General features: G+C 65.7%; 25 protein-coding genes. 15 read left to right on the top strand and 10 right to left on the bottom strand.

The features are described from left to right. Positions 1-276: 276 nt before the first annotated feature. From ACI38Z_RS06060 to ACI38Z_RS06050, 3 genes are read left to right on the top strand one after another with little or no spacing between them, the layout of a single operon-like run. Positions 277-777, top strand: coding sequence for a MarR family winged helix-turn-helix transcriptional regulator (locus tag ACI38Z_RS06060; RefSeq protein WP_439789297.1), 501 nt, complete (start codon positions 277-279; stop codon positions 775-777). Next, positions 774-2,582, top strand: coding sequence for an ABC transporter ATP-binding protein (locus tag ACI38Z_RS06055; RefSeq protein WP_439789296.1), 1,809 nt, complete (start codon positions 774-776; stop codon positions 2,580-2,582). Before ACI38Z_RS06060 ends, ACI38Z_RS06055 begins: the two co-directional genes overlap by 4 nt. A 1-nt stretch (position 2,583) precedes the next feature. Continuing rightward, on the top strand, positions 2,584-4,458 hold the full coding sequence (locus tag ACI38Z_RS06050) for an ABC transporter ATP-binding protein (protein WP_439789295.1): 1,875 nt from the start codon (positions 2,584-2,586) through the stop codon (positions 4,456-4,458). A 140-nt stretch (positions 4,459-4,598) separates the two neighbouring features. Here the strand turns inward: ACI38Z_RS06050 and ACI38Z_RS06045 are convergent, their stop codons facing one another. Beyond that, a complete protein-coding gene (locus ACI38Z_RS06045) occupies positions 4,599-5,108 on the bottom strand; it encodes a pyridoxamine 5'-phosphate oxidase family protein (protein ID WP_439789294.1) in 510 nt (169 codons plus the stop codon). 119 nt (positions 5,109-5,227) lie between these two features. Here ACI38Z_RS06045 and ACI38Z_RS06040 point away from each other — a divergent pair, with 119 nt between their 5' ends. After that, on the top strand, positions 5,228-5,743 hold the full coding sequence (locus ACI38Z_RS06040) for an HD domain-containing protein (protein ID WP_439789293.1): 516 nt from the start codon (positions 5,228-5,230) through the stop codon (positions 5,741-5,743). A gap of 99 nt (positions 5,744-5,842) precedes the next feature. On the opposite strand, the gene ACI38Z_RS06035 is transcribed toward ACI38Z_RS06040, so the two are convergent. From ACI38Z_RS06035 to ACI38Z_RS06015, 5 genes are all read right to left on the bottom strand, one after another. Continuing rightward, positions 5,843-6,364: a cysteine hydrolase family protein gene (locus tag ACI38Z_RS06035; RefSeq protein ID WP_439789292.1), complete on the bottom strand. Its 522-nt coding sequence runs from the start codon at positions 6,362-6,364 to the stop codon at positions 5,843-5,845. An 86-nt stretch (positions 6,365-6,450) separates the two neighbouring features. Beyond that, entirely contained in the window at positions 6,451-6,747 is a 297-nt protein-coding gene (locus tag ACI38Z_RS06030; protein WP_439789291.1) for a YhbY family RNA-binding protein, read from the bottom strand. A gap of 141 nt (positions 6,748-6,888) precedes the next feature. Next, a complete protein-coding gene (locus ACI38Z_RS06025; RefSeq protein ID WP_439789290.1) occupies positions 6,889-8,076 on the bottom strand; it encodes an ABC transporter permease in 1,188 nt (395 codons plus the stop codon). Further along, positions 8,063-9,226 carry an ABC transporter permease gene (locus tag ACI38Z_RS06020; protein WP_439789288.1) on the bottom strand — a complete coding sequence of 388 codons (1,164 nt, stop codon included), beginning with the start codon at positions 9,224-9,226 and terminating at the stop codon, positions 8,063-8,065. The genes ACI38Z_RS06025 and ACI38Z_RS06020 overlap by 14 nt, the downstream gene beginning before the upstream one ends. A gap of 11 nt (positions 9,227-9,237) precedes the next feature. Beyond that, positions 9,238-10,227, bottom strand: a complete 990-nt coding sequence (locus tag ACI38Z_RS06015) for an ABC transporter ATP-binding protein (protein ID WP_439789287.1) — start codon at positions 10,225-10,227, stop codon at positions 9,238-9,240. Between the two features lie 212 nt (positions 10,228-10,439). Here ACI38Z_RS06015 and ACI38Z_RS06010 point away from each other — a divergent pair, with 212 nt between their 5' ends. The 5 genes from ACI38Z_RS06010 to ACI38Z_RS05990 all read left to right on the top strand — a co-directional run bounded on the left by ACI38Z_RS06010 (position 10,440) and on the right by ACI38Z_RS05990 (position 15,791). Further along, positions 10,440-11,540 carry a sensor histidine kinase gene (locus tag ACI38Z_RS06010; protein ID WP_439789286.1) on the top strand — a complete coding sequence of 367 codons (1,101 nt, stop codon included), beginning with the start codon at positions 10,440-10,442 and terminating at the stop codon, positions 11,538-11,540. Continuing rightward, entirely contained in the window at positions 11,540-12,187 is a 648-nt protein-coding gene (locus ACI38Z_RS06005) for a response regulator (RefSeq protein WP_439789285.1), read from the top strand. Before ACI38Z_RS06010 ends, ACI38Z_RS06005 begins: the two co-directional genes overlap by 1 nt. Positions 12,188-12,647: 460 nt before the next feature. Continuing rightward, positions 12,648-13,223, top strand: a complete 576-nt coding sequence (locus tag ACI38Z_RS06000) for a hypothetical protein (protein WP_439789284.1) — start codon at positions 12,648-12,650, stop codon at positions 13,221-13,223. Positions 13,224-13,240: 17 nt separating this feature from the next. Beyond that, positions 13,241-15,052 carry an ABC transporter ATP-binding protein gene (locus ACI38Z_RS05995; RefSeq protein WP_439789283.1) on the top strand — a complete coding sequence of 604 codons (1,812 nt, stop codon included), beginning with the start codon at positions 13,241-13,243 and terminating at the stop codon, positions 15,050-15,052. Continuing rightward, positions 15,045-15,791 (top strand): energy-coupling factor transporter transmembrane component T family protein, encoded by a 747-nt coding sequence (locus ACI38Z_RS05990; protein WP_439789282.1) that lies wholly within the window; start codon positions 15,045-15,047, stop codon positions 15,789-15,791. Before ACI38Z_RS05995 ends, ACI38Z_RS05990 begins: the two co-directional genes overlap by 8 nt. 115 nt (positions 15,792-15,906) lie before the next feature. On the opposite strand, the gene ACI38Z_RS05985 is transcribed toward ACI38Z_RS05990, so the two are convergent. Together ACI38Z_RS05985 and ACI38Z_RS05980 are read right to left on the bottom strand one after the other, a co-directional pair. After that, positions 15,907-16,464: an NADPH-dependent FMN reductase gene (locus ACI38Z_RS05985; RefSeq protein WP_439789281.1), complete on the bottom strand. Its 558-nt coding sequence runs from the start codon at positions 16,462-16,464 to the stop codon at positions 15,907-15,909. A 99-nt stretch (positions 16,465-16,563) separates the two neighbouring features. Further along, on the bottom strand, positions 16,564-17,358 hold the full coding sequence (locus ACI38Z_RS05980) for a dioxygenase family protein (RefSeq protein ID WP_439789280.1): 795 nt from the start codon (positions 17,356-17,358) through the stop codon (positions 16,564-16,566). Between the two features lie 145 nt (positions 17,359-17,503). Between ACI38Z_RS05980 and ACI38Z_RS05975 the strand changes: the two genes are divergently transcribed. Further along, a complete protein-coding gene (locus ACI38Z_RS05975; protein WP_439789279.1) occupies positions 17,504-17,878 on the top strand; it encodes a winged helix-turn-helix transcriptional regulator in 375 nt (124 codons plus the stop codon). Positions 17,879-17,884: 6 nt separating this feature from the next. Here the strand turns inward: ACI38Z_RS05975 and ACI38Z_RS05970 are convergent, their stop codons facing one another. Next, the gene (locus ACI38Z_RS05970) at positions 17,885-19,195 is read right to left on the bottom strand and encodes a chloride channel protein (RefSeq protein ID WP_439789278.1); all 1,311 of its coding nucleotides are present in this window, start codon (positions 19,193-19,195) and stop codon (positions 17,885-17,887) included. 72 nt (positions 19,196-19,267) lie between these two features. Next, positions 19,268-20,035: a DeoR/GlpR family DNA-binding transcription regulator gene (locus tag ACI38Z_RS05965; protein WP_439789277.1), complete on the bottom strand. Its 768-nt coding sequence runs from the start codon at positions 20,033-20,035 to the stop codon at positions 19,268-19,270. A gap of 350 nt (positions 20,036-20,385) precedes the next feature. Between ACI38Z_RS05965 and ACI38Z_RS05960 the strand changes: the two genes are divergently transcribed. The 5 genes from ACI38Z_RS05960 (at position 20,386) to ulaG (ending at position 25,219) form a co-directional block, all read left to right on the top strand. Then, complete coding sequence (locus ACI38Z_RS05960; RefSeq protein WP_439789276.1) at positions 20,386-20,850, top strand: PTS sugar transporter subunit IIA; 465 nt, start codon at positions 20,386-20,388, stop codon at positions 20,848-20,850. Positions 20,851-20,883: 33 nt separating this feature from the next. Then, the gene (locus tag ACI38Z_RS05955) at positions 20,884-22,500 is read left to right on the top strand and encodes a PTS ascorbate transporter subunit IIC (RefSeq protein ID WP_439789275.1); all 1,617 of its coding nucleotides are present in this window, start codon (positions 20,884-20,886) and stop codon (positions 22,498-22,500) included. A gap of 136 nt (positions 22,501-22,636) precedes the next feature. Further along, complete coding sequence (locus ACI38Z_RS05950) at positions 22,637-22,948, top strand: PTS sugar transporter subunit IIB (RefSeq protein WP_439789274.1); 312 nt, start codon at positions 22,637-22,639, stop codon at positions 22,946-22,948. A gap of 45 nt (positions 22,949-22,993) precedes the next feature. Next, a complete protein-coding gene (locus ACI38Z_RS05945) occupies positions 22,994-24,052 on the top strand; it encodes a hypothetical protein (protein WP_439789273.1) in 1,059 nt (352 codons plus the stop codon). 48 nt (positions 24,053-24,100) lie between these two features. Beyond that, positions 24,101-25,219 carry an L-ascorbate 6-phosphate lactonase gene (gene ulaG / locus ACI38Z_RS05940; protein WP_439789272.1) on the top strand — a complete coding sequence of 373 codons (1,119 nt, stop codon included), beginning with the start codon at positions 24,101-24,103 and terminating at the stop codon, positions 25,217-25,219. The last annotated feature ends 9 nt before the right edge of the window (positions 25,220-25,228 follow it).

Here is a 25,228-nt window from a genome sequence, read left to right as displayed (position 1 = left end):
GCGAGGTCGGTGTCGACCATCACGTTGCGGCGGCTGCCCAGCAGTAGGTAGCAGCGCGTCCGTCCGTACGCAAGGGGAATGTACTCGTCTGCCATGGCGCCTCCCGCAATCCGTCGCCCCGGCCGGTCCAGGGCGGCGCAGGGGAAGCGTACCCCATCCGACCCGTTGTGTCGCGCGTGTGAATTCCAAATAATTCTAACCCCCTTAGCAAAATGCCCGTGCGCAGGGGTATGCTCTTCTCCGTTAGCTAAGGGACTTAGCAAAAAGGAGAGGGACGTGGAGGACGAGAAGTTCGAGTGCCCCGGGACGGACGCGGATGCCGACCGTGACGGCGCGTACGAGGAGCTCGCGCACGAACTCATGACGGAGGGGCGCAGGCTGCGGCTCTACATGGGTGCCGCGGCGCGTCGCTGGGACGGTCGCGGTCGGAAGGACGCGATGCACGTGCTGCACCACGCGGGCGGCGAGCTCACTGCGGGCGAGCTCGCGCGCAGGTGCCGCGTCTCGACGGCGCGCATGGCGCAGACGCTCAACCAGCTGGAGGAGGCCGGGTACGTCACGAGGACGCGGAGCGCGAGCGACCGGCGTCAGACGATCGTGCGCCTGACCGAGTCGGGGGAGGCGAAGCTCCGGGAGTATTTCGCCGATGTGACGCGCTTCACGGCCATCGTGCTGGGCCGGCTGGGCGAGAAGGACTCCCGCGAGTTCGTGCGCCTGTTCGGTCGCCTGGCGGACGCCGTGCGCGACGTCACGGGCGAGGGGGATGATGCCGAGTGAGTCTGGTAAGGCTTCTGCGCGGGCATGGCCGCGAGGTGGCGGCGGTGCTTGCGCTGCTCCTGGTGCAGTCGCTGTGCGAGCTGTCGCTGCCGCGCTACATGTCCGCCATCGTGAACGTGGGCGTCGTGGGCTCCAAGGCCGGAAACATGTCCTACCTGGGCCACATGGCCCTTGTGATGTTCGGCTTCTGCGTGGGCTCGCTCGTGGCGGGCGCGCTCTCGGGCCTCGTCGCGTCGCGCGTCGCGGCCGCGGTGTCGCGCGACCTCAGGCACGACGTCTTCAAGAAGGTCATGTCCTTCTCGCCCGCGGAGGTCACGCGCTTCTCGCAGTCGTCGCTCATCACGCGCTGCACCAACGACGTGCAGCAGATCCAGAACATGATCGTCATCATGCTGCGCATGGTCGTGTTCGCGCCGATCATGGGCGTCGTCGCCGTGGTGCAGGTGCTCACCATGGGCGGCGGCCTGGTCTGGATCGTGGGTGCCGCGCTCCTGGCCGTGCTGGGGGTCGTGGCGGTGCTCTTCTCGCTCACGATGCCGCGCTTCAAGGTCATGCAGTCGCTGGTCGACCGCGTGAACCTCCTTGCGCGCGAGATGCTCGACGGCATCATGACCATCCGCGCGTTCGGTCGCCAGGGCCACGAGCTCGAGCGCTTTGACGCGGCCTCGGGCGACCTGCGCGACGCGCAGCTCTTCGTCAACCGCGCCATGACGCTCATGATGCCGCTCATGATGCTCGTGATGAACGTCTCCACCGTCGCCATCGTGTGGTTTGGCTCGCACGGCGTCGCGACGGGCGCCATGCGCGCGGGCGACGTGATGGCCTTCATCAGCTACGCCATGATGATCGTGATGAGCTTCCTCATCGTGTCGATGGTCGCCGTCATCCTGCCGCGCGCCGAGGTCTCCGTCGGCCGCGTGCGCGAGGTCCTCTCCGTCGAGCCCGCCGTGCGCGAGCCGGAGCGCCCCGTCGCGCCGGCGGCGGACGCCCCGCGCGGACAGCTGCGCCTCGACCACGTGAGCTTTCACTACCCCGACGCCGAGGGCGACGTCGTGAGCGACGTGAGCCTCACCGCGGCGCCAGGCAGGGTCACGGCCATCGTGGGCTCCACGGGCTCCGGCAAGTCCACACTGGTGCAGCTGATCCCGCGCCTGTACGACCCCACGGCCGGCTCCATCACGCTCGACGGCGTCGATCTGCGCAAGATGTCGCTGGCCGACCTCCGCTCCCGTGTGGGCTACGTGTCCCAGCAGGGCTTTCTGTTCTCCGGGACCATCGGCTCCAACGTCGCCTTCGGCCTGCCTGACGCGGCCCCCGAGGCCCCGGCGGGCGAGAAGGGCGCGACGGGCGAGAAGGACGCCTCCCGCGAGCAGGTGCTCCTCCGCGCTGTCGAGGTGGCCCAGGCGTCCGAGCTCGTGTCCCAGAAGGAGGGCGGCCTGGACTCGCCCATCACGCAGGGCGGCACCAACGTGTCCGGCGGACAGCGCCAGCGCCTGGCCATAGCCCGCGCGCTCGCGACGCATCCCGAGGTCCTGGTGCTGGACGACTCGTTCTCCGCGCTGGACTACGCAACGGACGCGCGCCTGCGCCAGGCGCTCGCCCGCGACTGCGCGGACACGGCCGTCGTGGTCGTGGCACAGCGCATCGCCACCGTCATGGGCGCGGACCAGATCGTCGTGCTGGACGAGGGGCGCGTCGTGGGGCGGGGCACGCACGAGGAGCTCCTGCGCGACTGCCCGGAGTACCTGGAGATTGCCAAGAGCCAGCTGAGCGCCAAGGAGCTCGGCCTCGAGGGGGATGAGTAGCGTGGCAGAAAGAACGCAGCAGCCCAGGAAGCCGATGCGGCCCCACGGCCCGGGGAGCCGCATGGCGCCGGGCGAGAAGGCCAAGGACTTTGGCGGCACCATGCGCAAGCTCCTGCACTACATGGGCGTCTACCGCGTGGGGCTCGTGGCCGCGGTCGCGCTCGCGATCGCGTCCGTGCTCTTCTCGGTCGTGGGGCCAAAGGTCCTGGGCGGCGCCACCACGGAGGTCATCCGCGGGGCGCAGGCGGCCGCGGCCGGCAAGGGCGGGATCGACTTCGGCCTGATTGCCCGTGCGCTCATGTGGCTGCTTGGCATCTACCTGGCGAGCGCCGCCGCCTCCGGCGCGCAGAGCTGGATCATGACCGGCGTCACGCAGAAGGTCGTGTACCGCATGCGCGGCGAGATCGCGGACAAGATCTCGAAGGTGTCGCTCTCGTACTTCGACGGCGGCGCCATATCCAAGGGCGACGTGCTCTCGCGCATGACCAACGACGTGGACACGCTGAGCCAGTCGCTCAACCAGGGACTCGTCCAGCTCGTGACCTCCGTCACGCAGGTCGTGGGCGTCGCGGTGATGATGCTCTCGATCTCCGTGCCGCTGGCGGGCGTCACCTTCGTGACGCTGCCGGTCTCGGCCGCGATCCTGGGCGTGCTCATCAAGTGGTCGCAGCGCTACTTCCGCCAGCAGCAGGAGCAGCTCGGCGCCGTGAACGGCCGCGTGGAGGAGGACTTCTCCGGCCAGGTCGTGATCCAGGCCTTCAACCAGGGCGAGCGCGCCGTGCGGAACTTCGACCGCGAGAACGACCTCCTGTACGAGAGCGCGTGGAAGAGCCAGTTTCTCTCCGGCCTCATGCAGCCGCTCATGAACCTCGTGGGCAACATGGGCTACGTGGCCGTCGTGGTCGTGGGCGCGGGCCTGGCCGTCTCGGGCGCCATCCAGCCAGGCGACATCCAGTCGTTCATCCAGTACGTCAAGAACTTCACGCAGCCCATCACCCAGCTCGCGACCGTGTCCAACGTGCTGCAGCAGATGGCCGCGTGCGCGGAGCGCGTGTTCGAGTTCCTGGAGGCCCCCGAGGAGCCGGAGACCGCCGCGCTCGACCCCGCCACGGGCAATCCGGTGGAGAAGATCGGCGGCTCCAAGGGCGAGGTCACGTTCGACGACGTGTCGTTTGGCTACCTGCCCGGGCAGACGATCATCCACGACTTCAGCGCGGACGTGGAACCCGGCCGCACCGTGGCCATCGTGGGGCCCACGGGCGCCGGCAAGACGACGCTCATGAAGCTGCTGCTCCGCTTCTACGACGTGGACGGCGGGGCGCTCCGGGTCGACGGGCACGACGTGCGCGACGTGGCCCGCGAGGACCTGAGGCAGAACTTCTCCATGGTCCTTCAGGACGCCTGGCTCTTCAAGGGAACCATCCGCGAGAACATCCGCTTCGGCCGGCTCGACGCCACGGACGAGGAGGTGGAGGCCGCGGCGCGCTACGCCCACTGCGAGCACTTCATCAAGTCGCTGCCCGGCGGCTACGACTTCGAGCTGGACGAGGGCGCCACGAACGTGAGCCAGGGACAGCGCCAGCTGCTGACCATCGCGCGCGCCGTCCTGGCCGACCGCCCGATCCTCATCCTGGACGAGGCGACCTCCAACGTCGACACGCGCACGGAGTGGCGCATCCAGCGCGCCATGGACAAGCTGATGGTCGGCCGCACGAGCTTCGTGATCGCGCACAGGCTCTCGACCATCAAGAACGCGGACTCGATCCTGGTGCTGCGCGACGGCGACATCGTGGAGAAGGGCACGCACGAGGAGCTGCTGGCCCGTGGCGGGTTCTACGCCCAGCTGTACCAGTCGCAGTTCGAGGAGGTCGCGTAGGCGAGAAGAACCGCCTGCGCACCTGCGGGCGCAAAATGCCCGAAGGCAATCAAAACTTGAAGTTCGACAACGATTGGGGCGCCTCCCGCGCAGCATGCGGGAGGCGCCCCTGTGCGTTCGCTACGCAGATCATACCGTCGTTATGGCTCGAGCCACTGCCTCGGGTCGTAGCCGTGCTCCTTGAGGGCGCTGCACAGGTAGTCGATGCGTGTGGGCTCGACCTTGATGAGGTGGAGACGCGAGCGCAGCTTGTCGAGCATGTTGGCAGGGATGCCCTTCTCGGCCGCCGCCTTGGCGAACTCGGGGCTGCCTGGGTCCACGATCGTCACCGTGCCGGTTACCTGGGCGCTCTCGAGCTTGCCGAAGCCGGAGTAGGGCTCGAAGACGGCGAGGCTCACGTTTGTGTTGCGCCTGAGCGCGCGGAACTTGAGCCCGCCCTCCGAGAAGATCCAGAACGCGCCATCGCGGTAGGCGTACTCGAGCGGCGTGCAACGCACGAAGTCGCCCGCCCCGCAGGCGAGCGCACAGGTGTTGTGCGAGGAGAGGAAGCCGTCGACCGCCTTCCGCAGCTCGTCTTGCGGCATCCTTTTGGAATCCGCCTCGCGGCTGGTCCAGTACGTCTCGGCCTCGTCGAACTCTTGCGGTGTCATGGCGTCACTTCCATCCAGACGGTGCCCATTGGCTTGATTCTAGTTTTCCGGGCCGACTCGATTCGAATGATTGGGTATCCGGCGCGTGTACAATGGCCAAAACCAAACGAGGAGGACGCATGGCAGAAACGCCCAAGGACCATGTCGCGTTGGAGCTCGCGATGTTCGAATACGACCGTCTGGACCCAAAGAGGATCCAGCACTTCGTGAAGGTGCACGCGCTGACGCGCACGATCGCGCTCGCGGAGGGCATGGACCCTGACCAACGCTACGTTGTGGAGGCTGCCGCCCTGGTGCATGACATCGGCATCCACGAGAGCGAGCGCGTCTACGGCGATTCGATTGGCACCCACCAGGAGGAGCTTGGGCCAAAGGAGGCCCGTCCCATGATGGAGCGCCTGGGTTACGCGCCCGAGGTGGTCGACCGCGTGTGCTGGCTGGTGGCCCACCATCATCACTACGCCGGCGCGCACGACGATGACCTGCAGGTGCTCATCGAGGCCGACATGCTGGTTAACGTGTACGAGGACTCCGAGGACGACGTCGACGCGCGCCGCCGCATGGCGGAGTCGCTGCGCGAGCGAGTGTTTCGTACCAAGACGGGGCTCAAGCTGCTCGAGGCGCAGTTCATCTAGGTCTTTGCTCCAACCCAAGCAAAAGCGGCGACCGTCTTGTGGCGGCCGCCGCTTCTTGCTTTCTGGCGATGTTGCCGGGTAGGCGACCCGGACTTCTTGCTAGAGGCCCTGAATCTGACAGGAGCGCATGGTCTCGAGTGCGGCCTCGTGCTTTTGGGGCGTCACTCCGGCGCAGCATGTGGGGTCGACGCTGATCCTCACCTCAGGAAGCGCTGCCTTGAGGAGAAGGGCGTTCGACACCACGCAGATGTCCGTGCAGAGCCCGACGAGCTCGATCTCAAGCTCGTCCCTCTGCGCCAGCTCGGCCATCAGGTGCGCCAACCTAACGGACCCAAACGTGGGCTTGTCTATCACGTTCTCTGGCGCAACGAGCTCCGCGACCTCGTCGCGAAGCTGCCAGCCCTCGGTGCCCTTGATGCAGTGGGGGACGGGCAGGTACTTGCCCTCCTGCGTGTCGAGGTAGCTCTGGGGGTGCGTGTCGCGCGTTGCGAAGACGTCCGCCTTTGGATAGCCCTTCATCTTCGCGACGACGTTCGGCACAATTGCCTGCGCCTCCGGCGTGCCCAGCGCGCCATCGATGAAGTCGTTCTGCATGTCGACTACGACGAGAATCTTCCTCATGCCTTTCGCCTCCGTAGCAAGCGGCCCGGGTGTCCGGGCCGTGAGGTGCCTCCTGTGCTTGCTGACAGTCTAGAGAACTGCTTGGGCTACGACAGCTTGATCTTCTCGACGTCCTTGCGGCTGGTCTCGCGGTAGATCGAGAACTTATGGCCGATCACCTGGACGACCGTGGCGTTGGTGAGGCGGGCGAGCTCGTCTGCCGCCTCGCGGGTGTCAAGCCCGGAGGTTCCCTGCACGGTGCACTTGACGAGCTCGTGCGCCTCGAGCTCCTGCTCGGCGGTGCCGATGACGGCCTCGACGCCTGCCTTGCCGATGGAGATGGTGGGCTTGAGCTGGTTGCACATGCTTCGCAGCTGGCGGATCTGGCTTCCGGTGAGCTTCATTCGGGTCTCGCTTTCACGTGGTTGTCTGGCGCGCGGCGCCAGGGGTGTGCTGATAACCAGAGAACCATACCGCATTGGGTCCTTTACCTGCGTTGATAGCCATGAATTCCGCAATTGCGCCACGACGTGACGCCCAGGGGCCTAAGAGGCCCTTGCTGTGGAGCGGTCCCTACCAACCACGAGTCCCACGAGAAGGACCGCGATGCCAAAGAGAGCGCATATTCCCACGTCAGCCAGGAGGGACCCCACGGCGGCAGACGTGACCGTCTCCATGTTGGAGGCGCCCTCGATGGCGAGCGTCGTCCAGTAGGCGGGCGTGAAGTGCGCTATGGCAATCAGGCTGTCGGGTAGGAGGGACAGGCCCGTCCAGGCTCCACCGAGGAAGGAGAAGGCCATTCCGAAGATGTTGGCTACTGCGTTCGAGGCGTTTTCCGAGAAGCCGATCTGGCCGATGAGGAAGCCCACGGCTGCGGAGAACAGGCTGTACGAGAGCTCCGCGGCGCCAACCGGTGCGAGCTGCGTGGGCTCGTGGACGGTGGCGTCCTGTCCAAGGAAGAGGACCTGCAGACCAAAGTTCCAGGCCCATGCCACGAGCGCGATGGTCAGGCATGCTGCGAGCAGCGAGGCGCTCCTGGTCCGTGCGGGCTGCGATGAGGCCGCACGCCGACGGGCCACCTCGGGCTTGTTGAGCGACTGCATGAGGACCGCGATGACGACGGTGACGCTTGCGAAGATCGAGTACGACGAGAACTCGGCCGCCACGCGAAGCGAAGACGGGAGCGGAGTGGCCTTGCTCTTGACGACGCCCACGCTCACGTTTCCCTGCCAAGCGCCGTTGGCTGCGGACACGACGTCTTCCTGGCTTCCGCCCAAGGTTGCTGCCATGTTGTAGAGCATGTTCGAGTAGCTGGATGCCGTGAGTTCCACAAGGCGCCCCTTGCCCGAGCTGAACGAGACGGACGAGCTGAGTGCGGGGGCTTTCTTGCCGGCCTTTGCGGCAGCCATGAGCTCTTCTCCCCATCCCTTGGGAATCACGAGGAGGTACGAGACGTAGTCCCTGGCTATGGCATCTTGTGCCGCGCGCTTGCCGTTGCCAATCTGCACCTTGTCGTTCCCCGCGTAGACGCGGGAGGAGAGCGCCTTCGAGAGCTCCGATCCGTCATGGTCCACCACGGCGACGTTCGCGGCGGTCGGCTTGAACGTCGCGGTCGACCCCGAATGGGTGAGCATGCCGATGGTGAGCCCGATGGCGGACATGAGCACAAGGTAGATGACGATGTAGATGCGATGGGAGAGGACGATCCTCATGCATGTCTTATAGCCGCCCATGGGAGATCCTCCTCATGCGAAGGGCCGCAATTGCCAGGAAGATGACGGTCATGACGAGAAGTGCGGCGATGCTGGAGAGAAACGGTCCGTACGAGTCGTAGTACAGGAGGGAGTAGAAGCAGTTCGTCATCTGCCAGAGGGGGTTTGCGTGTGCGAGGCCGGGTACCGCGGCTTCGACGGAGTCGGCGATTAGCTGTGACGCAGTGCCGTACAGGCCGGTGAAGAGCGAGAGGAGGCAGGTTATTCCCGATATCATTCCGCCTTCCATGTGGGGAATGGTGCCAAGCATCGCACCGGCGGCACAACCGGTGAGCGAGGACGCTGCGGTTGCCAGAAGAAGCGGGGCGGCACCGGTGCCAAAGTCGACGTGTGCCACGAGCGCCATGAAGAGAAGTGCGGCGAGCATGCACGCGAACTGGCAGAGCCACGAGCCGAGCAGTGTTCCGACGAGCATGCGCCAGCGCGGGGTGGGCGAGACGGACTGACGGGCTCCGACGGCGCTTGCCGTTGGCTGCAGCCTTTGGACGCTCAACATGGCGGCAGACGCACCGATGCCGGCGGTCATTGCGAGGAGCGAGAAGTAGTACCTCACGTCCGGGTCGGGTGCGTTCTTGGTGAGGGCGAGCCGCTTGATCGAGACGCCGTCGCTTGAGGAGAAGTCGACCGGCGCGCTGCCTGCGTAGGCGGCCGTCGACATGACGGCGATCGTGGCGTTCCTTGCGTGCAGATAGGAGTTGAGCGCGGAGGCGAGAATCGTGGTGGGAAGCGAGCCGTTCGCGCCCAGGCTCCTCTGGCCGACGTGGAGGGAGATTCGTCCCGATTCGTCCACCGTGAGGTATGAGTCGATCTTCTCGTCCGCGATTGCCTTGCGCGCAGACGCCTCGCTGTCAAAGTAGCTTAGCTTTACGATCCCGTTCTTGTTGGAGGCCAAGGAGATCGAGCGGAGCGTCTGTCGCAGACCTTGCTCAGAGTCGAACGCGTCGCTCCGCACGACACCGAGGTCCGACCCGACTGCCGAGTAGGCGGTCTTGAGCCCGGAGAACATTCCCATGAAGATGCACGTGAGGACGATGGGGAAGAGAAGGGCCCAGAGCAGCATGGACTTGTCCCTCAGAAGCGAGAGGACGGTTGTCTTGAAGCTTGCGAGCATCACTCCTCCTTTCAGGCCTCGTCGCGAAGGGCGCGCCCGGTGATCTCAAGGAAGACGTCGTTCAGCGTGGGCGGCTCCGAGAGCACGCGACCATAGGGGACGCCATCCTTCGTCAGGGCCTCGAGAACGTCGGAAAGGTTGTGCTCGCCATTCAGGCATTGCATGCGGAGCATCCCACCCTCGAACGTCGCCTGCCTCACGCAGGGTATTCTCCTGAGGTCCTCGAGCACCTGGTCCGTGGGCTCGCTGGTCTCGATGGAGATCTTCTCACCAGTTCCGATCATGGCCTTGAGCTCGTCGGGAGTGCCGCTTGCGACCGTGCGGCCGTGGTCCATGATGAGGATCCGCTTGCAGAGCCGCTCGACCTCCTCCATGTAGTGGGAGGTGTAGATGATGGTCGCGCCCTCCCTGTTGAGCTTCTCGATCCCACTGAGGATGGCCTCGCGGCTCTGCGGGTCGACGGCGACCGTGGGCTCGTCGAGGATGATGAGGGAGGGGTCGTGTGCGATGCCGCATGCGATGTTGAGTCTGCGCAGCAATCCGCCGGAGAGCTTCTTGGGCCTGAACTTCTCGAACTTCTGAAGCCCCACGAACTCGATGGCCCTGTCGACCAGCTCGCGCCTCTGCGTGCGGTCGCTCACGTAGAGGGCGCAGAAGCTGTCGATGTTCTCGCGAACGGTGAGCTCGTCGAACACCGCGACCTCCTGCGGGACGATTCCGATCCGGCGCTTGAGGTCGTAGCTCGTCGGCCGCATCGGCTTGCCGAAGACGCTGATGTCACCGTGGTCATAGCTGAGTAGCTGCAGGATGCAGTTTATGGTGGTCGTCTTGCCCGACCCGTTTGGGCCGAGCAGGCCGAAGGCCTCCCCGGCCGCAATGTCGAACGACAGATGGTCGACTGCGACGAGCTCTCCGTAGCGCTTCACGAGGTTCTCGACGTGGACCGCAGGCGCGTTGCCGCGAGTCTGACCCTTGTCCTTCTCGCCCGTTGCTTCCTTCATGATGGATCCTCAATCTGGAGGTTGCCTTTCTGGTGGCTTTCATTTTTCCATCCTGCGCGACCCGGCGGGAGTGACGTTTGTCACTACTTTCCCGCGCCATGTGGCCACGGGGATGACATTTGTCATCACTTGGAAAAGGCCAGTTCGTGAGTGGTGCGCGGGACCGTTTGCGACCCTATACTGTCCGCATGGAGAGACTGGGGGACAAGGGCTTGCTGCTGCTGGCTTCGATCGCGTTCGTTGCCGGCTCGAGGGACGCGACGGCCGTCACGGTTGTCGCGCTGCTCCTCTCCGTGTGCGTGAGCGCCGCGTTCGAGCTGGCGGTGGAGAAGGCGTCTCTTCCGGCTTCCGTTGCCGAGGTGGCTGCCGTCGCCCTGGCGGCGTTCGTCCCTGGGGCGTACGTGACGTTGCCGCTCGTCTGCTACGACCTCCCGCGCCTGCCGTGGCGCGCGACGCGTGCGCTGGCGCCCGTTGCGGCGCTGTGTGCCACGTTGTCCTCGGGACTCGCCCTTGCGCCGGGGGTGGGACTCGTCGCGGTCTCAGCGCTCGCTTCGCTCCTCTCGCTCAGGTGCATGGCGCAGCTGGAGGAGCGGAGGGAGCTGCACTGTCTGAAGGACGACCTTGAGGATAGGATCGCGCTGCTGAGGGAGAAGAACGCCGAGCTCGAGGATGCGCGGGAGTTCGAGTCGCGGGCGGCCACGCTTGCGGAGCGCACGAGGATCGCACGGGAGATTCACGACTCGGTGGGACACCTCCTCACGCGTCTCGTCTTGCAGGTGGAGGCGCTCAAGGTGGTGCGACGGGATGACCCTTCGGCGCTCGAGGACCTCGGAGTGATACTCGACGGTCTGAACGAGGCGACCTCCTCGATGCGCAGGAGCGTCCACGCGCTTGAGGACTCTGGCGTCGACGTCTCCGTCGGGCTGCACGGCCTCGCCGCCTCGAGTGGCATACGGGACGTGGCCGTTGACTGCGGCCTTGATGCCGAACCGCCTGCCGAGGTCGGCCGCTGCATCCTGGCGGTATCCCGCGAGGCGCTCACCAATGCGGCCCGCCATGGGCATGCCGACCAGGTTCGCGTTCGCGTGGGCTCGTTGCCGGGGCTGTGGCAGGTCAGGGTCGCGAGCAACGGAATGGTGCCGGTGGACGCGACCGGACTCGAGGAGCGGGGCATGGGGCTGAGGTCCATGCGTGAGAGGGTGGGCGCGCTCGGCGGCACCCTCAGCGTGAGGGTCGAGGAGCTTGATGGGACGCGCTGGTTCGTGGTCTTTGCGACGATGCCGCGCCACGTCACGCTGGGGGAGGTGGCCTGATGAGGGTCGTGGTCGTTGATGATGACCGCATTGTGGTCCGCTCGCTGGCGACCATCCTGGGAGCGGAGCCTGACATCGAGGTAGTCGGCCAGGGGCTCGACGGGCACGAGGCAGTCGAGCTCTTCCCCCTGCTTGATCCGGACGTGGTCCTCATGGACATACAGATGCCAGGCGGTGATGGCCTTTCGGCGGCAGAGGAGATGCTCTCGCTTCGTCCTGACGCGCGAATCGTCTTTCTGACCACGTTCTCGGATGACGAGTACATCGTCCGCGCGCTGAGGCTTGGCGCACGCGGCTACCTCATCAAGCAGGACGTTGCGACCATCGCGCCCGCCCTCAGGTCGGTCATGCGCGGGCAGTGCGTGCTCGAGGGCGAGGTGCTGGCAAGGGCGGCACGGCTCTCGGTGGACGTGGGCGGTCCTGGCGCGGATGCGGCGACTCCGGACGAGAGCGCCTTGGCGTGCCTCTCGGAGCGCGAGCGCGAGGTCGTGCGCGCGATTGCCGACGGGATGACGAATGCCGAGGTCGCGGACAGCCTGTGCATGAGCGCGGGCACCGTACGCAACCGCATCTCGTCGATCCTCACTAAGCTCGACCTCAGCAACAGGACCCAGATTGCCGTGTTCTACCTGCGCAACTGCGTGTAGCTGTCGCGGGCCGTGTGCCTCGTCGGCCCGGTGCCTGAACGCGGACGGAAACAAAACGTTTACAAGCTGCGGGTTGCACGGATGTGCGGACATGGCCTATAGTGCGGAACAACGAACGGGGGACCGCAAGATGCGGCCGGATTCTCGAGGGGAGGTCACCACGATGTGCTTTGCTGACGTCTGCACGTCCAACAACAACTGGTGGTGGCGCAACTCTCTTTCGAACGGTCGATCGTGAGTCTCTCGCGCCATATGCCTGCGCAAATCTGAAGGACTCCGGTTTGGCCGGGGTCCTTTTCTTTTGGCTCGGGTCCATCCCGAGCTCACGCATTGGAGGAAACCATGGGAACAAAGAACCCGGCACAGCGTCGATGGCGTGGCTGACCATTGGCACCAAAGCTCGCGTAAACATAAGAACGATAACCAACACACTGGATTGAATTCATAAAAGGAGAAACTCATGGCAACCACCACCGCTTCCACCCAGCAGGCCCGCACCGTCAACGTCGCAGACCACGGCAAGCTTGACGTCCGTTCGCTCGTCCTTCTCGCCGTACTCCTTGCGGCGGGCTTCATCCTCAACTTCACGGTGGGCAAGGCGATCTCCAGCCTCACGGCCGGCATCATCAGCCCCGAGTTCATCATCTCGGCTTTCTGCCTCACGATCCTGGTCGTCAGGCCCAGCGTGCCGCAGGCGCTCGTAATCGGCCTCATCTCCGCGGCCGTCATCCAGATCACCACTACCTCGCCGTTCATCGACTTCGCGGCCGAGGGCGTCGCGGCAATGCTCATGGCGGTCATTGTCCGCACCGCGATGCGCGGCAACGCCAAGAGGTTCGTTCCCGCCATCGGCACCTTTATCACTACCGTCGTGAGCGGCTGCATCTTCATGGTCATCAAGATGGCGATGCTCGGCGTCGTGGCTCAGCTCGCCGCCGCCATGCTCCCCGTCGTGTTCGCGACCGGCGTGTTCAACGCGATCCTGGTCCAGGCGCTCTACGTGCCCATCTGCAAGGCCCTCAAGGTCGAGGCGTAGGCTGGGGCCGCGTGCGAATGACTGACCAGAATCCCATAGTCAGGCTGGATGACGTGTCCTTCTCGTATGCGCAGGCAGGCGAGAAGGACGCGCCACGCGCCCTCGACCACGTTTCCCTGAGCGTCGGCGAGGGCGAGTTCGTGGGAGTGATCGGCCCCTCGGGCGCCGGCAAGTCCACGCTCGCCGCGGCGCTTTCCGGCGCGATTCCGCACCACTACCGCGGCGAGCTCTACGGTGCGGTGTACGTTGACGGCAAGGACACCTGCGACGTGACCCTCACGGACATCAGCCAGGTGGTGGGCAGCGTCCTGCAGGACATCGACGCCCAGATGGTCGCCTCCGTGGTGGAGGACGAGCTGCTGTTTGGCCTCGAGAACTTTGGCGTGCCTCACGACCAGATCGAGGCGCGCCTGGGCCAGGCGCTCGGCACCGTGGGCATCGCGGACCTGCGCGACCGCGAGATCGCCACGCTTTCCGGCGGACAGAAGCAGAAGGTCGCCATCGCGGCGATCCTCGCGATGCGCCCGCGCGTGCTCGTGCTGGACGAGCCCACGGCCGCGCTCGACCCGGCGTCGTCGCGCCTGGTGTTCGACACGCTGCGCACCGTGCGCGAACAGGGGATCACGGTCATCGTTATCGAGCAGAAGGTCGCGCTCCTCTCGCGCTACTGCGACCGCATCGTCGTGATGGACCGCGGGCGCGTCGCGCTTTCCGGCACGCCGCGGCAGGTCTTTGGCCACGCGCGGGAGCTTCGCGATCTTGGCGTGGACAGCCCGCGCATGGCGCGCGTGCACAACAGCCTGGTGGAGAAGGGCCTCGTGGCGCCTGGCGAGCCGTGCCTCACCGTGGGCGAGGTGGAGGCGCTGGTCGAGGGCATCGTCCGGCCGCACCTTGCCGCCGGCGCGGAGCCCGGGGCCGACCTCGCGGCGGACGCGCGGCGCGACGCAGCCTTCAGGGCGAGCTCGCCCCACGCGGCGGTGCCGCGACCGCATGCGGTGGACGCGGAGCCCGTCGTGCGCGTGGAGGGCGTGGGCTTTGCCTACCCGGGGAGCGGCGCCGCGGTCGAGGACCTGAACATGGCCGTCTATCCGGGCGAGGTCGTGGGAATCGTGGGACAGAACGGTGCGGGCAAGACCACGCTCACCAAGCTCCTGAACGGCCTGCTCAAGCCTGCCGTGGGGCAGGTGCTCGTGTCGGGGCTCGACACGCGGCGCGTCCCCACCAGCCGCATCGCCGCGCACTGCGCGACGCTCTTCCAGAACCCCGACTGCCAGCTCTGCAAGAACACGGTGCTCGACGAGGTTGCCTTCGGGCTGGAGCTCCAGGGCGTCGACGCGGACGAGGCGCGGCGCCGCGCCCGCAAGGTGATAGAGAGGTTTGGGCTGCCGGAGGGGGAGTCGCCCTTCTCGCTCTCCCGCGGGCAGCGCCAGATGGTCGCGCTCGCCTCCGTCGTGGTGGTGGAGCCGGACGTGGTGCTGCTGGATGAGCCCACGAGCGGGCTCGACTACCGCGAGTGCATGACGGTCATGCGCACGGTGAGCGAGATGGCGGACGCCGGCTGCGCCGTGATCATGGTGTGCCACGACATGGAGGTCGTGAGCGACTTTGCGGAGCGCGTGGTCGTGATGGCGGACGGGCGCATCCTGGGGCGCGGCCCCACGGCGCAGGCGTTTGCGGACGGCGACCTCATGCGGCGCGCGTACGTGGAGGCGCCGCAGGTCACGCGGCTGTCGCAGGCGCTCGCGCGCGACCTCTGCCCGGAGTATGCGGGCATCAGCCAGGTATCCGGCATAGTCGACCTCACGGGGGAGCTGGTCAGTCGTGGTTAGCGTGATCGAGTACGTTCCGGGAGAAACCCTCCTGCACCGGCTGAACCCCGTGACCAAGCTCGCGGTGGCCGCGGCCATAATCGTGGCGACGTTCTGCGCGCAGACGTACGCCATGCTCGTGGCGCTGCTTGCGCTCACCTTCGCGCTGGCGGCCTACTCGCGCACCACGTCCAAGCTCGTGACGCTGCTCAAGCTCCTGGTGCCCATCGCCATCATCATGCTCCTGCTGCAGTGCGCCTTCGTGCGCGGTGGCAGGCTCGTGCTGCTGTGGATGACGACGGAGGGGCTGAGCTCATCCGGCAAGGCCTGCCTGCGCCTCTTGGGCGTGGCGCTGCCGCTCGTGCTCATGCTGAGCGTGACCAAGCTGAACGACCTGGCCAACGCCTGCGTGGAGGTGCTGCACGTTCCGTACCGCTACGCGTTCACCTTCACCACGGCGCTGCGCTTCGTGCCCGTGTTTGGCCAGCAGATGAACGCGATCATGGAGGCGCAGTGCGCCCGCGGCGTGGAGTATGACACCAGGAACCCCATCCGCAAGCTGCGCCTGATGCTGCCGCTTTGCGTGCCGCTCCTGGTGAGCAGCGTGGGCAAGACGGACGCGACGGCGCTCGCGGCCGAGCAGCGCGGCTTCTACCTGCGCACGCGCGCCAGCAGCTTCAAGCGCTACCCCATGCACGGACGCGACGCCGCCGTGCTTGTGGCGTGCGTCGCGCTCGTGGTGCTGGGGATCCTGCTGTAGGCTTGCTACGCCAGCCGCGTCCCCAGGCAGCCAAATGCAAGACAACGCGCCCTTCCGCACGGGCTTGCCGTGGGGGAGGGCGTGCTCTTCTCGCCTGCTTGCGGCTGTCTACCCGCTATGCGATGAACTCCAGGAACGCGTCCGCCTGCTTGGAGAGCGCGGCCTCGTCATCCTCGGAGAGCTCGAGCTTGCCCGAGCCCCACGACGCGCCGGACAGCGCGACGCCGGTCTCGCCTTCGCGCATGACGCTCGCGCCCACGAACTCGAGCAGCGTGTCGAGCGCCTCGCGCATCTGCGCGGTCGCGGTGCGTCCGCCGGCGCCGCTGACGGTTGCCTTGACGCCGCTGATGACCACGGAGTCGCGACCCTGGCCGGGCAGCGGGCGGCTCAGCCAGTCGACCAGGTTCTTGACGTGGCCGGGGAAGGACCCGTTGTACTGGGGCGAGAAGAACCAGACGCCGTCCGCGTCGCGCACTGCCTGGCGCACCTTGGCCACGGCCTCCTGCTCCGGGTCCTCCAGGTCCTGGTTCATGAGCGGGAGCTGGGAGTAGTCGAGCCAGCTCACGTTGGCGCGGCCGGCCAGCAGCTGCTCCGCGCGCCTTGCGAGCTGCAGGTTGAACCCGTCCCTGCGCAGGGTGCCAACCACAAAGAGGACGTTCTTCTTGTCTGCCATGATCTTCTCCTTCTTTTTATGTCTTGCCTTGCTGTCTTATATGACCCCGCTTCCGGGAGGGCCATTCTTTACGTTGCCTGCCAGCGGCGGGCACATGCGCTAGCGGTCGAGGCCAAAGGCGTAGCTCGTCATGGATATCGACCCGAGGTTGCGGACCTTGTTGAAGACCTCCGCCTCCTCTCCCTTGGCTGCGCCCAGCACGGTGAGCAGCGGCAGGTAGTGGTCGGGTGTGGGCACGGCGTAGTCCGCGTGCGGGAGTGCCTGGTAGTTGATCACGGCCTCGTCGTCGCGCGAGCGCACGGCCGCAAGCACCGCCTCGTCAAAGGCCACGTTCTGGGGCGTGCCGTCGGGGTTGTCCCAGTCCGCCTCGCGCAGGTTGTGGACCACGTTGCCGCTGCCCAGCACCACAAAGCCCTCGTCGCGCAGCGGCGCCAGGCGCGCTCCCAGGTCGTAGGCGTAGCGCGCGTCCGCCAGGCCGTTCACGCTCAGCTCGACCACGGGCACGTTGGCCTGGGGCAGCATGTGGTGAAGCGGCGTCCACACGCCGTGGTCGATGCCCCAGGTGTCATCTACCTGCACATCGTCACCCAGCAGGTCGAGCACGCGCCGCGTCAGCTCCGCGTTGCCCGCGGGGCGGTACCTGATGGCATAGAGCTCCTTGGGGAAGCCGTACATGTCGTTTACCTGCCGGGGCGTGGGGTCGCTCTGCACCAGCGTCCCGCGCGTGTACCAGTGCGCGGACACCGCGAGGATCGCCTTGGGCTCGCCCGCCAGCAGGCGCTCGCCCACGGAGCGCAGGCCGCGCGCCACCTCGTCCTCGCGCAGCGCCATCATGGGGTCGCCGTGGCCCACGAATAGGGCCGGCTGCCGAGTGGCCTCGTTCTTCTCGCCCATATGCGCCTCCTTCCAGTAAAGGTATCAAACTGATACCATGTCGTTAACTGATACTATAAGAGTGGCAAAAGCCACCCGCAAGTAGGATGTTTGTCGCGCGTAAGTATGGCGTTTCGTACCATGGCGCGCGCAAGGCAGGAGGGTCATGGCAAGGAGGAAGGCCGCGCCGGAGCGCTTTGGGGTGTGCCCGTACGTCACGGCGCAGTGGCTGCTGCAAGGCAAGTGGACGATCGTGCTGCTGCACTGCCTGAGCGACGGCACCAAGCGCTTTGGCGAGCTGCAGCGCATGATGCCGGAGCTCACGCACTCGACGCTGTCGTCGCAGCTCAAACAGCTGGAGGAGGAGGGGCTCGTGCGCCGCGAGGCGTTTGCGGAGGTGCCGCCGCGCGTGGAGTACTCGCTCACGGAGCTGGGGCGCTCGTTTGTGCCGGTGCTTCAAGACATCGAGGCGTGGGGCCAGCACTACATAGATTACCTGCACAAACGCGACGCGGGCGAGAAGGACGCGGCTACCGCCTGAGGCCGTCTACCGTCTGGCGCCCGTTGCCATGCTGTGGCCGCGCCGGTCGTAGGCGGCCATGAGCCGGGCCGACACGTACGCCGCGCCGGCCACGACGGGCAGGCTTGCCGGCGGGAAGCAGAGCGCGAGCACGAGGGTCGAGAGCAGCCACTTGCCCGTGGCGCCGGAGACCGTTGCCGCGCAGGCGACGGCCACGGCGAGCCTGGGGTCCGCGCCCGTGATGGCAGCCAGGGCAAAGCCGGCGCTCACGCCGCAGAAGATGAGCGGGAAGAACTCGCCGCCCACCCAGCCGGAGCGCACGCAGACGTTGGAGAGCACGACCTTGGCCACGGCCGTTGCCAGGAGCGTGGCGGCCGTGGCCGTCTGCCACGACGTGGAGAGCTCGTAGGTGGCGGACTGGCCCGAGAAGAGCACGTCCGGGAGCACGCAGGCCATGACGCCCAGGATCGCGCCGCAGGCGAGGGCGCGACGCATCGTCGTGCGCGCGTCCTTCTGGCCCTGCTTGGGCTCGATGCGGTCGAGGAGCGCCTTGGTCCCCTTGGAGAGCAGCGCGAGCGCGCAGCCAAGCGCAAGGCCCAGCGCCGCCGTGACGATCGCGGGGGCGTCCAGCGCCGCGTAGGGGATGGCGTCAAAGCGCGGGAGGCTCCCCGCCGGGCCAAATACATGTGCGAAGAGCGCCGCGCCCACGGCAAAGCCGAGACCCGCCGCGCCCCACAGGACGACCTTGGGGATTCGCGTGTAGCGACGGTCGGGCGTGCGGTTGCCCGGCGCCACGACGGAGAGCGCCGCCGCGAGCGGCCGGCCAGGGTCGCACACCGCCGCGACGCCGGAGCGGCGCAGGATGCGGATGCCGCTCGTGGCGAGGGCGGCCACGAGCCCCGATATGCCGGCCTCGGGACCGACGGCCCCGCCAAACGCGATGGGCAGCGCGAACAGCAGCAGCGTCTGGGCGATCGTTCCCGGCAGGCGGTAGCCGCCCTCCTTGCGGCAGCGCGCGACCACGATCGCCAACGTGTCGAGGCTGAAGCCGAGGCGCGTCGTGGCGGCGCCCACGGCGAGGCCGCCCGCCACGCACAGGGGCAGCGCCACCCAGCGGCCCGCCGCCGCGACGGCGTGGTCCCAGATCTGCTCCTGCAGCTGGTCCACGCACCACAGCGCGCCGATGCAGAAGAACCCGACCAGGAAGCCGATCGCGAGCGCCAGCAGCAGCAACGCCACGGACACGCGTGCGAGCGTGGCGCCGGTGGGCGGCTCCGTGGTGGCGTCGATCACCCGGTTGTCGTTCTTCTCGCCGTTGCCGTCGTCGCGTGTGCGCACTGGTCCCTCCCGTCGTCTGGTTCTCACCATGGTAGCGCGGGAGCGCCGAAGGGTTACCGGTTGGCTTTGCCGCTACTCGCCGCCCGGGTACATGACCATCCGCACGCCCGCCTTCTTGAGGAGGGCTATCTGCTGCTCGTCCGAGTTCTCGTCCGTCACGAGGATGTCTACCTGCTCGGCGCGACCATAGCGAAAGCTCGAGTTGGTCCCTATCTTCGTGCAGTCCGCAACTATTATGTGCATGTCCGAATGGTCGAGCATGAGCGAGTTCACGCTGGTCTCGTGCGAGACGAGCGTCGTGAGCCCGCGGTCCGCGGAGAAGCCCGAGCATCCCAGGATGGCCTTCGCGGCGTTGATGTGGCGCACGGTGGAGAGGGCGAACTCGCCCGACATGGACCACTTGGGGAGGCGGATCTCGCCGCCAGTCAGAATGACGGTGACGCCGGGCGGCGGCGTGATCTGCAGCGCCTTGCCGTTGTTCGTCACGATGGTCACGTTCTCGGCCGTGATGTGCTCTATCACGGAGAGCGCCGTCGAGCTCGTGTTGATGAAGACCGTGTCGCCATCCTCCACGAGGGTGGCCGCCTCCTCGGCGATGCTGCGCTTCGCGAGGACGGCCGAGGAGCTGATGGGGCCGCCCAGGGGGTCGATCAGCTCCACGGAGCCGTGCAGCCTGCGGACCACGCCCTTCTCCGCCAGGTAGTCGAGGTCCCTTCTGATGGTGAGCGTGGAAACGCCAAAGTCCCTTGCGAGTTCGGTGACCTTGCTGCGGCCCTGCTCGCTTAGCGCCTCCACGATCTGTGCGCGGCGACTTTCGACGATGCTCCTGGACGTGCCCATGCCAGACTCCTTGAGAAATACCGCTCAGACGAGAAAAACGACCGTTCGCCGGCGAACGGAAAACATTTGAATCATGTTCAAACGAACACGAACCCATTTTATGCTCCGCGGCATTTCGTAACAATGATTCAATTTAACGTTCAAAAGAACTTAGAAAAGCTCCAATACGAACGTTATAAACGTTAGATTCGAAAGCTGAACGCGCTCAAAACAAAATGTTTCAGCGTATTATCCGTCTTGAAAAAGAGGGCGGAAGAGCCCTCGCGACCAGAGGCTCGGAAGGGGAGCCGGGTCGTGAACCAGGCGGGAAACCGCCTTAAGGCAAACACGCCACAGGGAGGTGAACACACATGCTACTTCGTCAACTGGTTGAGCTCAAGCACTACAACTTCGTGGACGGTCCCATGGAGTGGAAGGAGGCCCTGCGCAAGGGAATCGAGCCGCTGCTCGCAGACGGCAGCGTCGAGCCCGAGTACGCGGACTGCCTGATCCAGAACGTCGAGAAGCACGGACCCTACATCGTCCTTCTCCCCGGCGTCGCAATGCCGCATGCGGTCGAGGGTGCCGTCGGAACCAATCGTGAGGCCATCAGCTTCATGCACGTGAACGAGCCGGTCCACTTTGGTGCCGAGGACGATCCCGACACCACCGCGACGATCTTCTTCACGCTCAGCGACGTCGACGCGGACTCGCACCTGCAGAACATGCAGCAGCTTGCGGCCGTCCTGTCGAACCCGGAGGTCGTCGAGCGCCTGAAGGACGCCAAGACCCCCGAGGACCTGATCGAGATTGACGCCATGGTCGGTGGCGAGTAACCGGCAGAGGAACAAGAAGTAAAGGAGAGGAAATTGGACATCTTGCTGTCAGTGGTCACTTGGTTCTCCAAGACCATCCTGTCGCAGCCTGCATGGATCATCGGCATCATCGTCGTGATCGGCTACGCGCTGCTCGGAAAGAAGTGGTATGAGGTCCTGGCGGGCTTCATCAAGGCTTCCGTCGGTTACATGATCCTGTCCGTCGGCTCCGGCGGCCTCGTGAGCGTGTTCCGTCCCATCATCGTCGGTCTCAAGGGCCGCTTCAACCTGACCGCAATGGTCATCGACCCCTACTTCGGCAACAACGCGGTCGACGCGGGCGTCAAGGCGGCACAGGCGGGAGACTTCTCGCTGGCGAACGTCTCGTTCCTCAAGGGAGCAAACATCTCGCAGTACATGCTCCTCCTCCTGTTCGCCTACATCCTCAACATCGTCCTCGTGGCCGCCAAGAAGCACACGAAGCTCCGCTCCATCTTCACCACCGGCAACGTCCAGGTTCAGCAGTCCGCAACGGCCCTCTGGCTCATCATGTTCTGCTTCCCCAACCTCGTGAGCGTTCCCGCCCTCATCCTCATGACGATCCTCCTCGGCCTGTACTGGGCCGTCGGCTCCAACCTCACCATCGGGCCGACCCAGGAGCTGACCGAGGGTGCCGGCTTCGCCATTGGTCACCAGCAGATGTTCGGCATCTTCCTCTCCTCCAAGATTGCCGGCTGGATGGCCAAGCGCGACAAGGTCCGTCACGACAAGCACCCCGAGAAGACCTCCGTCTTCGACAAGAAGCTCGAGGACATCGAGCTCCCCGGCTGGCTCTCGATGTTCAACGAGAACATGGTCTCCACCGCGCTGCTCATGACGCTCTTCTTCGGCATCATCTACATCGTCATCGGCCCCGAGTACCTCATCAAGCTCACCAAGGAGGGCACCCTCACCGGTACCGCCGCCCTCGTCGAGGGTCAGAGCTTCGTCTTCTACATCCTCTACAACTGCTTCCAGTTCGCCGTCTACCTGACGATCCTCCAGCTCGGCGTCCGCACCTTCGTCGCAGAGCTCACCGTCTCCTTCACCGGCATCTCCTCCAAGCTCCTCAAGGGCTCCGTCCCCGGCGTTGACTGCGCCGTCACCTTCGGCTTCGGCTCCACCAACGCCGTCACCATCGGCTTCATGGCCGGCGCTGTCGGACAGTTCCTCGCCATCGGCGCCCTCATCCTCATGCACAGCCCCGTCCTCGTGGTCGCCGGCTTCATCCCCCTGTTCTTCGACAACGCCGTCATCGGCGTGTACGCCAACAACAAGGGTGGCCTCAAGGCCTGCCTGATCCTTCCCTTCATCTGCGGCCTCTGCCAGGTCTTCGGCTCCGCGCTGATTGCCTCCTGGGTCAAGATGTACGCCTTCGGCGGCTACCTCGGCATGTTCGACTGGGTCACCGTCTGGCCGATCTTCACGGTCATCATGAAGTACCTCGGCTGGGTCGGCGTCGCGATCATCATCGTCTTCCTGCTTGCCATCCCGCAGATGCAGTACAAGGCTGCCCCCAAGGACGAGAACGGCAACAGCACCTACTTCCTCGAGGTCGAGGACTACGACAAGTACGCGGAGTACCGCGACGCAGCCGAGAAGAAGGCGGTCGAAGCGGCCGAGGCAAAGTAGCGAGGCCTCGCTCCAAGGGCTCCATCCGGTTCCAGGCGGCCGGCAGCATTTCCCCCTGTGTTGCCGGCCGCGTCTTCTAAAAAGCGTGTTCTAACAAAGGATCGCGGCATCCAGCCGCGCCGGGAAAGGTCGAAAAATGGCAGCAAAGATTCTGTGCGCGTGCGCTAACGGTTCCGGCACCTCCCTGATGATGCAGCTCACCGTCGAGCGCGTCTGCAAGAAGCTCAACATGGACGTCGCGAAGATCCACCACTGCGCGCTCGCCGAGGGCACGTCCACCGCGACCAGCTACGACGTCGCCTGCTTCCCCCGCAACTTCGAGAACATGTTCAAGTCTGCGGAAGACTCCGGCAAGGTCGTCTGCATCCCCCTCAAGAACGTCCTCTCCGACAAGGAGATCGAGGAGAAGTTCGTCGAGGCAGGCCTGGACAAGAAGTTCGCAAAGTAGGCAACCAGACCATCGCGTTCGCATCGAGGCTTGAGGAGGCCACTCATGAGGTACGAGAAGAAGGTGCTCGCCACTGACATGCCCAAGTGCTACGCGATCGGCATGGTCGAGGCGGCGGGCGAGAAGAGCTTTGTCGTCGCGACCGAGAAGGCGGGTCCCATCCGCCGCTTCACCCTCGACGGCACGCAGCGCGAGAACGTGTGCGACGGCCCTGGCGGCGTCATGACGGTCATGCAGACCCCCTGGCGCACGGACCAGCTCATGAGCACGTACAAGTTCTTCTCGCCCAACTTTGGCGCGGACGACGCGAAGATCGTGACGTACACGCGCAAGGAGGACGGCTCCTGGGAGCGCAAGGTCCTGTGCGACCTTCCCTACGTGCACCGCTTCGGCGTGGTCGAGGGCGCGGACGGCCAGATGTGGCTCATCGCCTGCACCATCAAGTCCGCCTGCCGCGAGTTCAAGAACGACTGGAAGACGCCGGGTGCCGTGTACGTGGCCAAGCTCCCCAAGGACCTGGAGCAGTTCGACGCCGACCACCAGCTCGAGCTGACGCAGCTCACCAACTGCCAGCTGCAGAACCACGGCTTCTACACCGCTCCCGACCGCAGCTTCGCCCTGGTGGGCACCGCCGCAGGCGTGTTCCGCTACGTGCCGCCCGCGAAGGACGGCGACGACTGGCGGGTCGACTGCCTCGTCGTGCAGCCCACGAGCGACATGACGATGGTCGACCTCGACGGCGACGGCAAGGACGAGATCGTGACCATCTCCACGTTCCACGGCGACACCCTGTCCGTGTGGCACGCCGGCGCCGAGGAGGACACGTACGAGAAGGTCTGGGAGGACCCGGAGAAGCGCCCCTTCCTGCATGCGATCTGGGCGGGCGAGCTGGCCGGCGAGCCCTCCGCGCTGCTGGGCAACCGCAAGGGCGGCCGCGACCTCCTGAGGCTCCACTACCAGGACGGCGCCTACGCCGTCGAGATCATCGACCACGACCGCGGCCCCGCGAACGTGTGGGTCTTCGAGGACGCGGGGGAGAGCCGCATCATCTCCGCGAACCGCGAGACCGACGAGGTCGCGCTCTACAAGGTGCACGCCGAGTAGGCGCGCTCCGCAAGGCAGACAGAAATCCCAATACAAGAGGAGAAACCCATGTCCGCAATTGACGAAGTAACCCGTGAGGGCTGGATCATGAACACGTTCCCCGAGTGGGGCACGTGGCTGAACGAGGACATCGAGAACGCCAAGGTTCCCGAGGGCAACGTCAAGATGTGGTGGCTCGGCTGCACCGGCATGTGGATCAAGACCCCCGGCGACGCCAACATCACGATCGACCTCTGGACCGGCAACGGCAAGCGCACCCACGGCAACGGCCTCATGAAGGTCGGCCACCAGATGGCCAACATGGCCGGCGTCCGCGCCATGCAGCCCAACCTGCGCAACATCCCCTACGTGTTCGATCCCTTCGCGTTCAAGCACGTCGACGCCGTCCTGGCCACCCACTACCACCAGGACCACATGTCCAAGGAGTGGGCCGCACACGTCGTGAAGTCCGGCATGACCACCACCGACGAGGACGGCAACGAGATTCCCGTGCCGTTCATCGGTCCGGAGAAGTCCGCAGACTTCTGGCGCAAGTGGGGCGTCCCCGAGGACCGCATCCGCGTCGTCAAGCCTGGTGACAAGATCAAGATCAAGGACATGACCATCGTGGCCATGGACTCCTTCGACCGCACCTGCATCACCACGACCGACTCCACCGGCCCCGACCGCGAGGACCTCGCCGGCAAGTGCCCGACCGACATGGACGAGAAGGCCGTCAACTACCTGCTCGTGACCCCCGGCGGCAACATCTACCACAGCGGCGACTCCCACTACTCCATCTACTTCGCCAAGCACGGCAAGGACATCATGAAGGAGTACGGCGGCGTGGACGTGTGCTTTGGCTCCTACGGCTGCAACCCCGTCGGCATCCAGGACAAGATGGAGGCCACGGACATCCTGCGCATGGCCGAGGCGCTCCAGGCCAAGGTCGTCATCCCCATCCACTGGGACGTCTGGACCAACTTCATGGCGGACCAGCGCGAGATCGAGGTTCTGTACCAGATGCGCAAGGACCGTCTGCAGTACAAGTTCCACCCGTACTACTGGCAGCCCGGCGGTGACTACACCTACCCGCTCGACAAGGACAAGAAGGAGTACATGTACGACCGTGGCTTCCACGACTGCTTCGAGCACGAGCCCAACGTACCCTTCCGTTCCGTCCTCTAAGGGGTAGCG

The organism is Parafannyhessea sp. (genome assembly GCF_051876455.1).
In the GTDB taxonomy this organism is placed as follows: domain Bacteria; phylum Actinomycetota; class Coriobacteriia; order Coriobacteriales; family Atopobiaceae; genus Parafannyhessea.
This window is presented reverse-complemented; position numbering and strand designations above follow the sequence as displayed.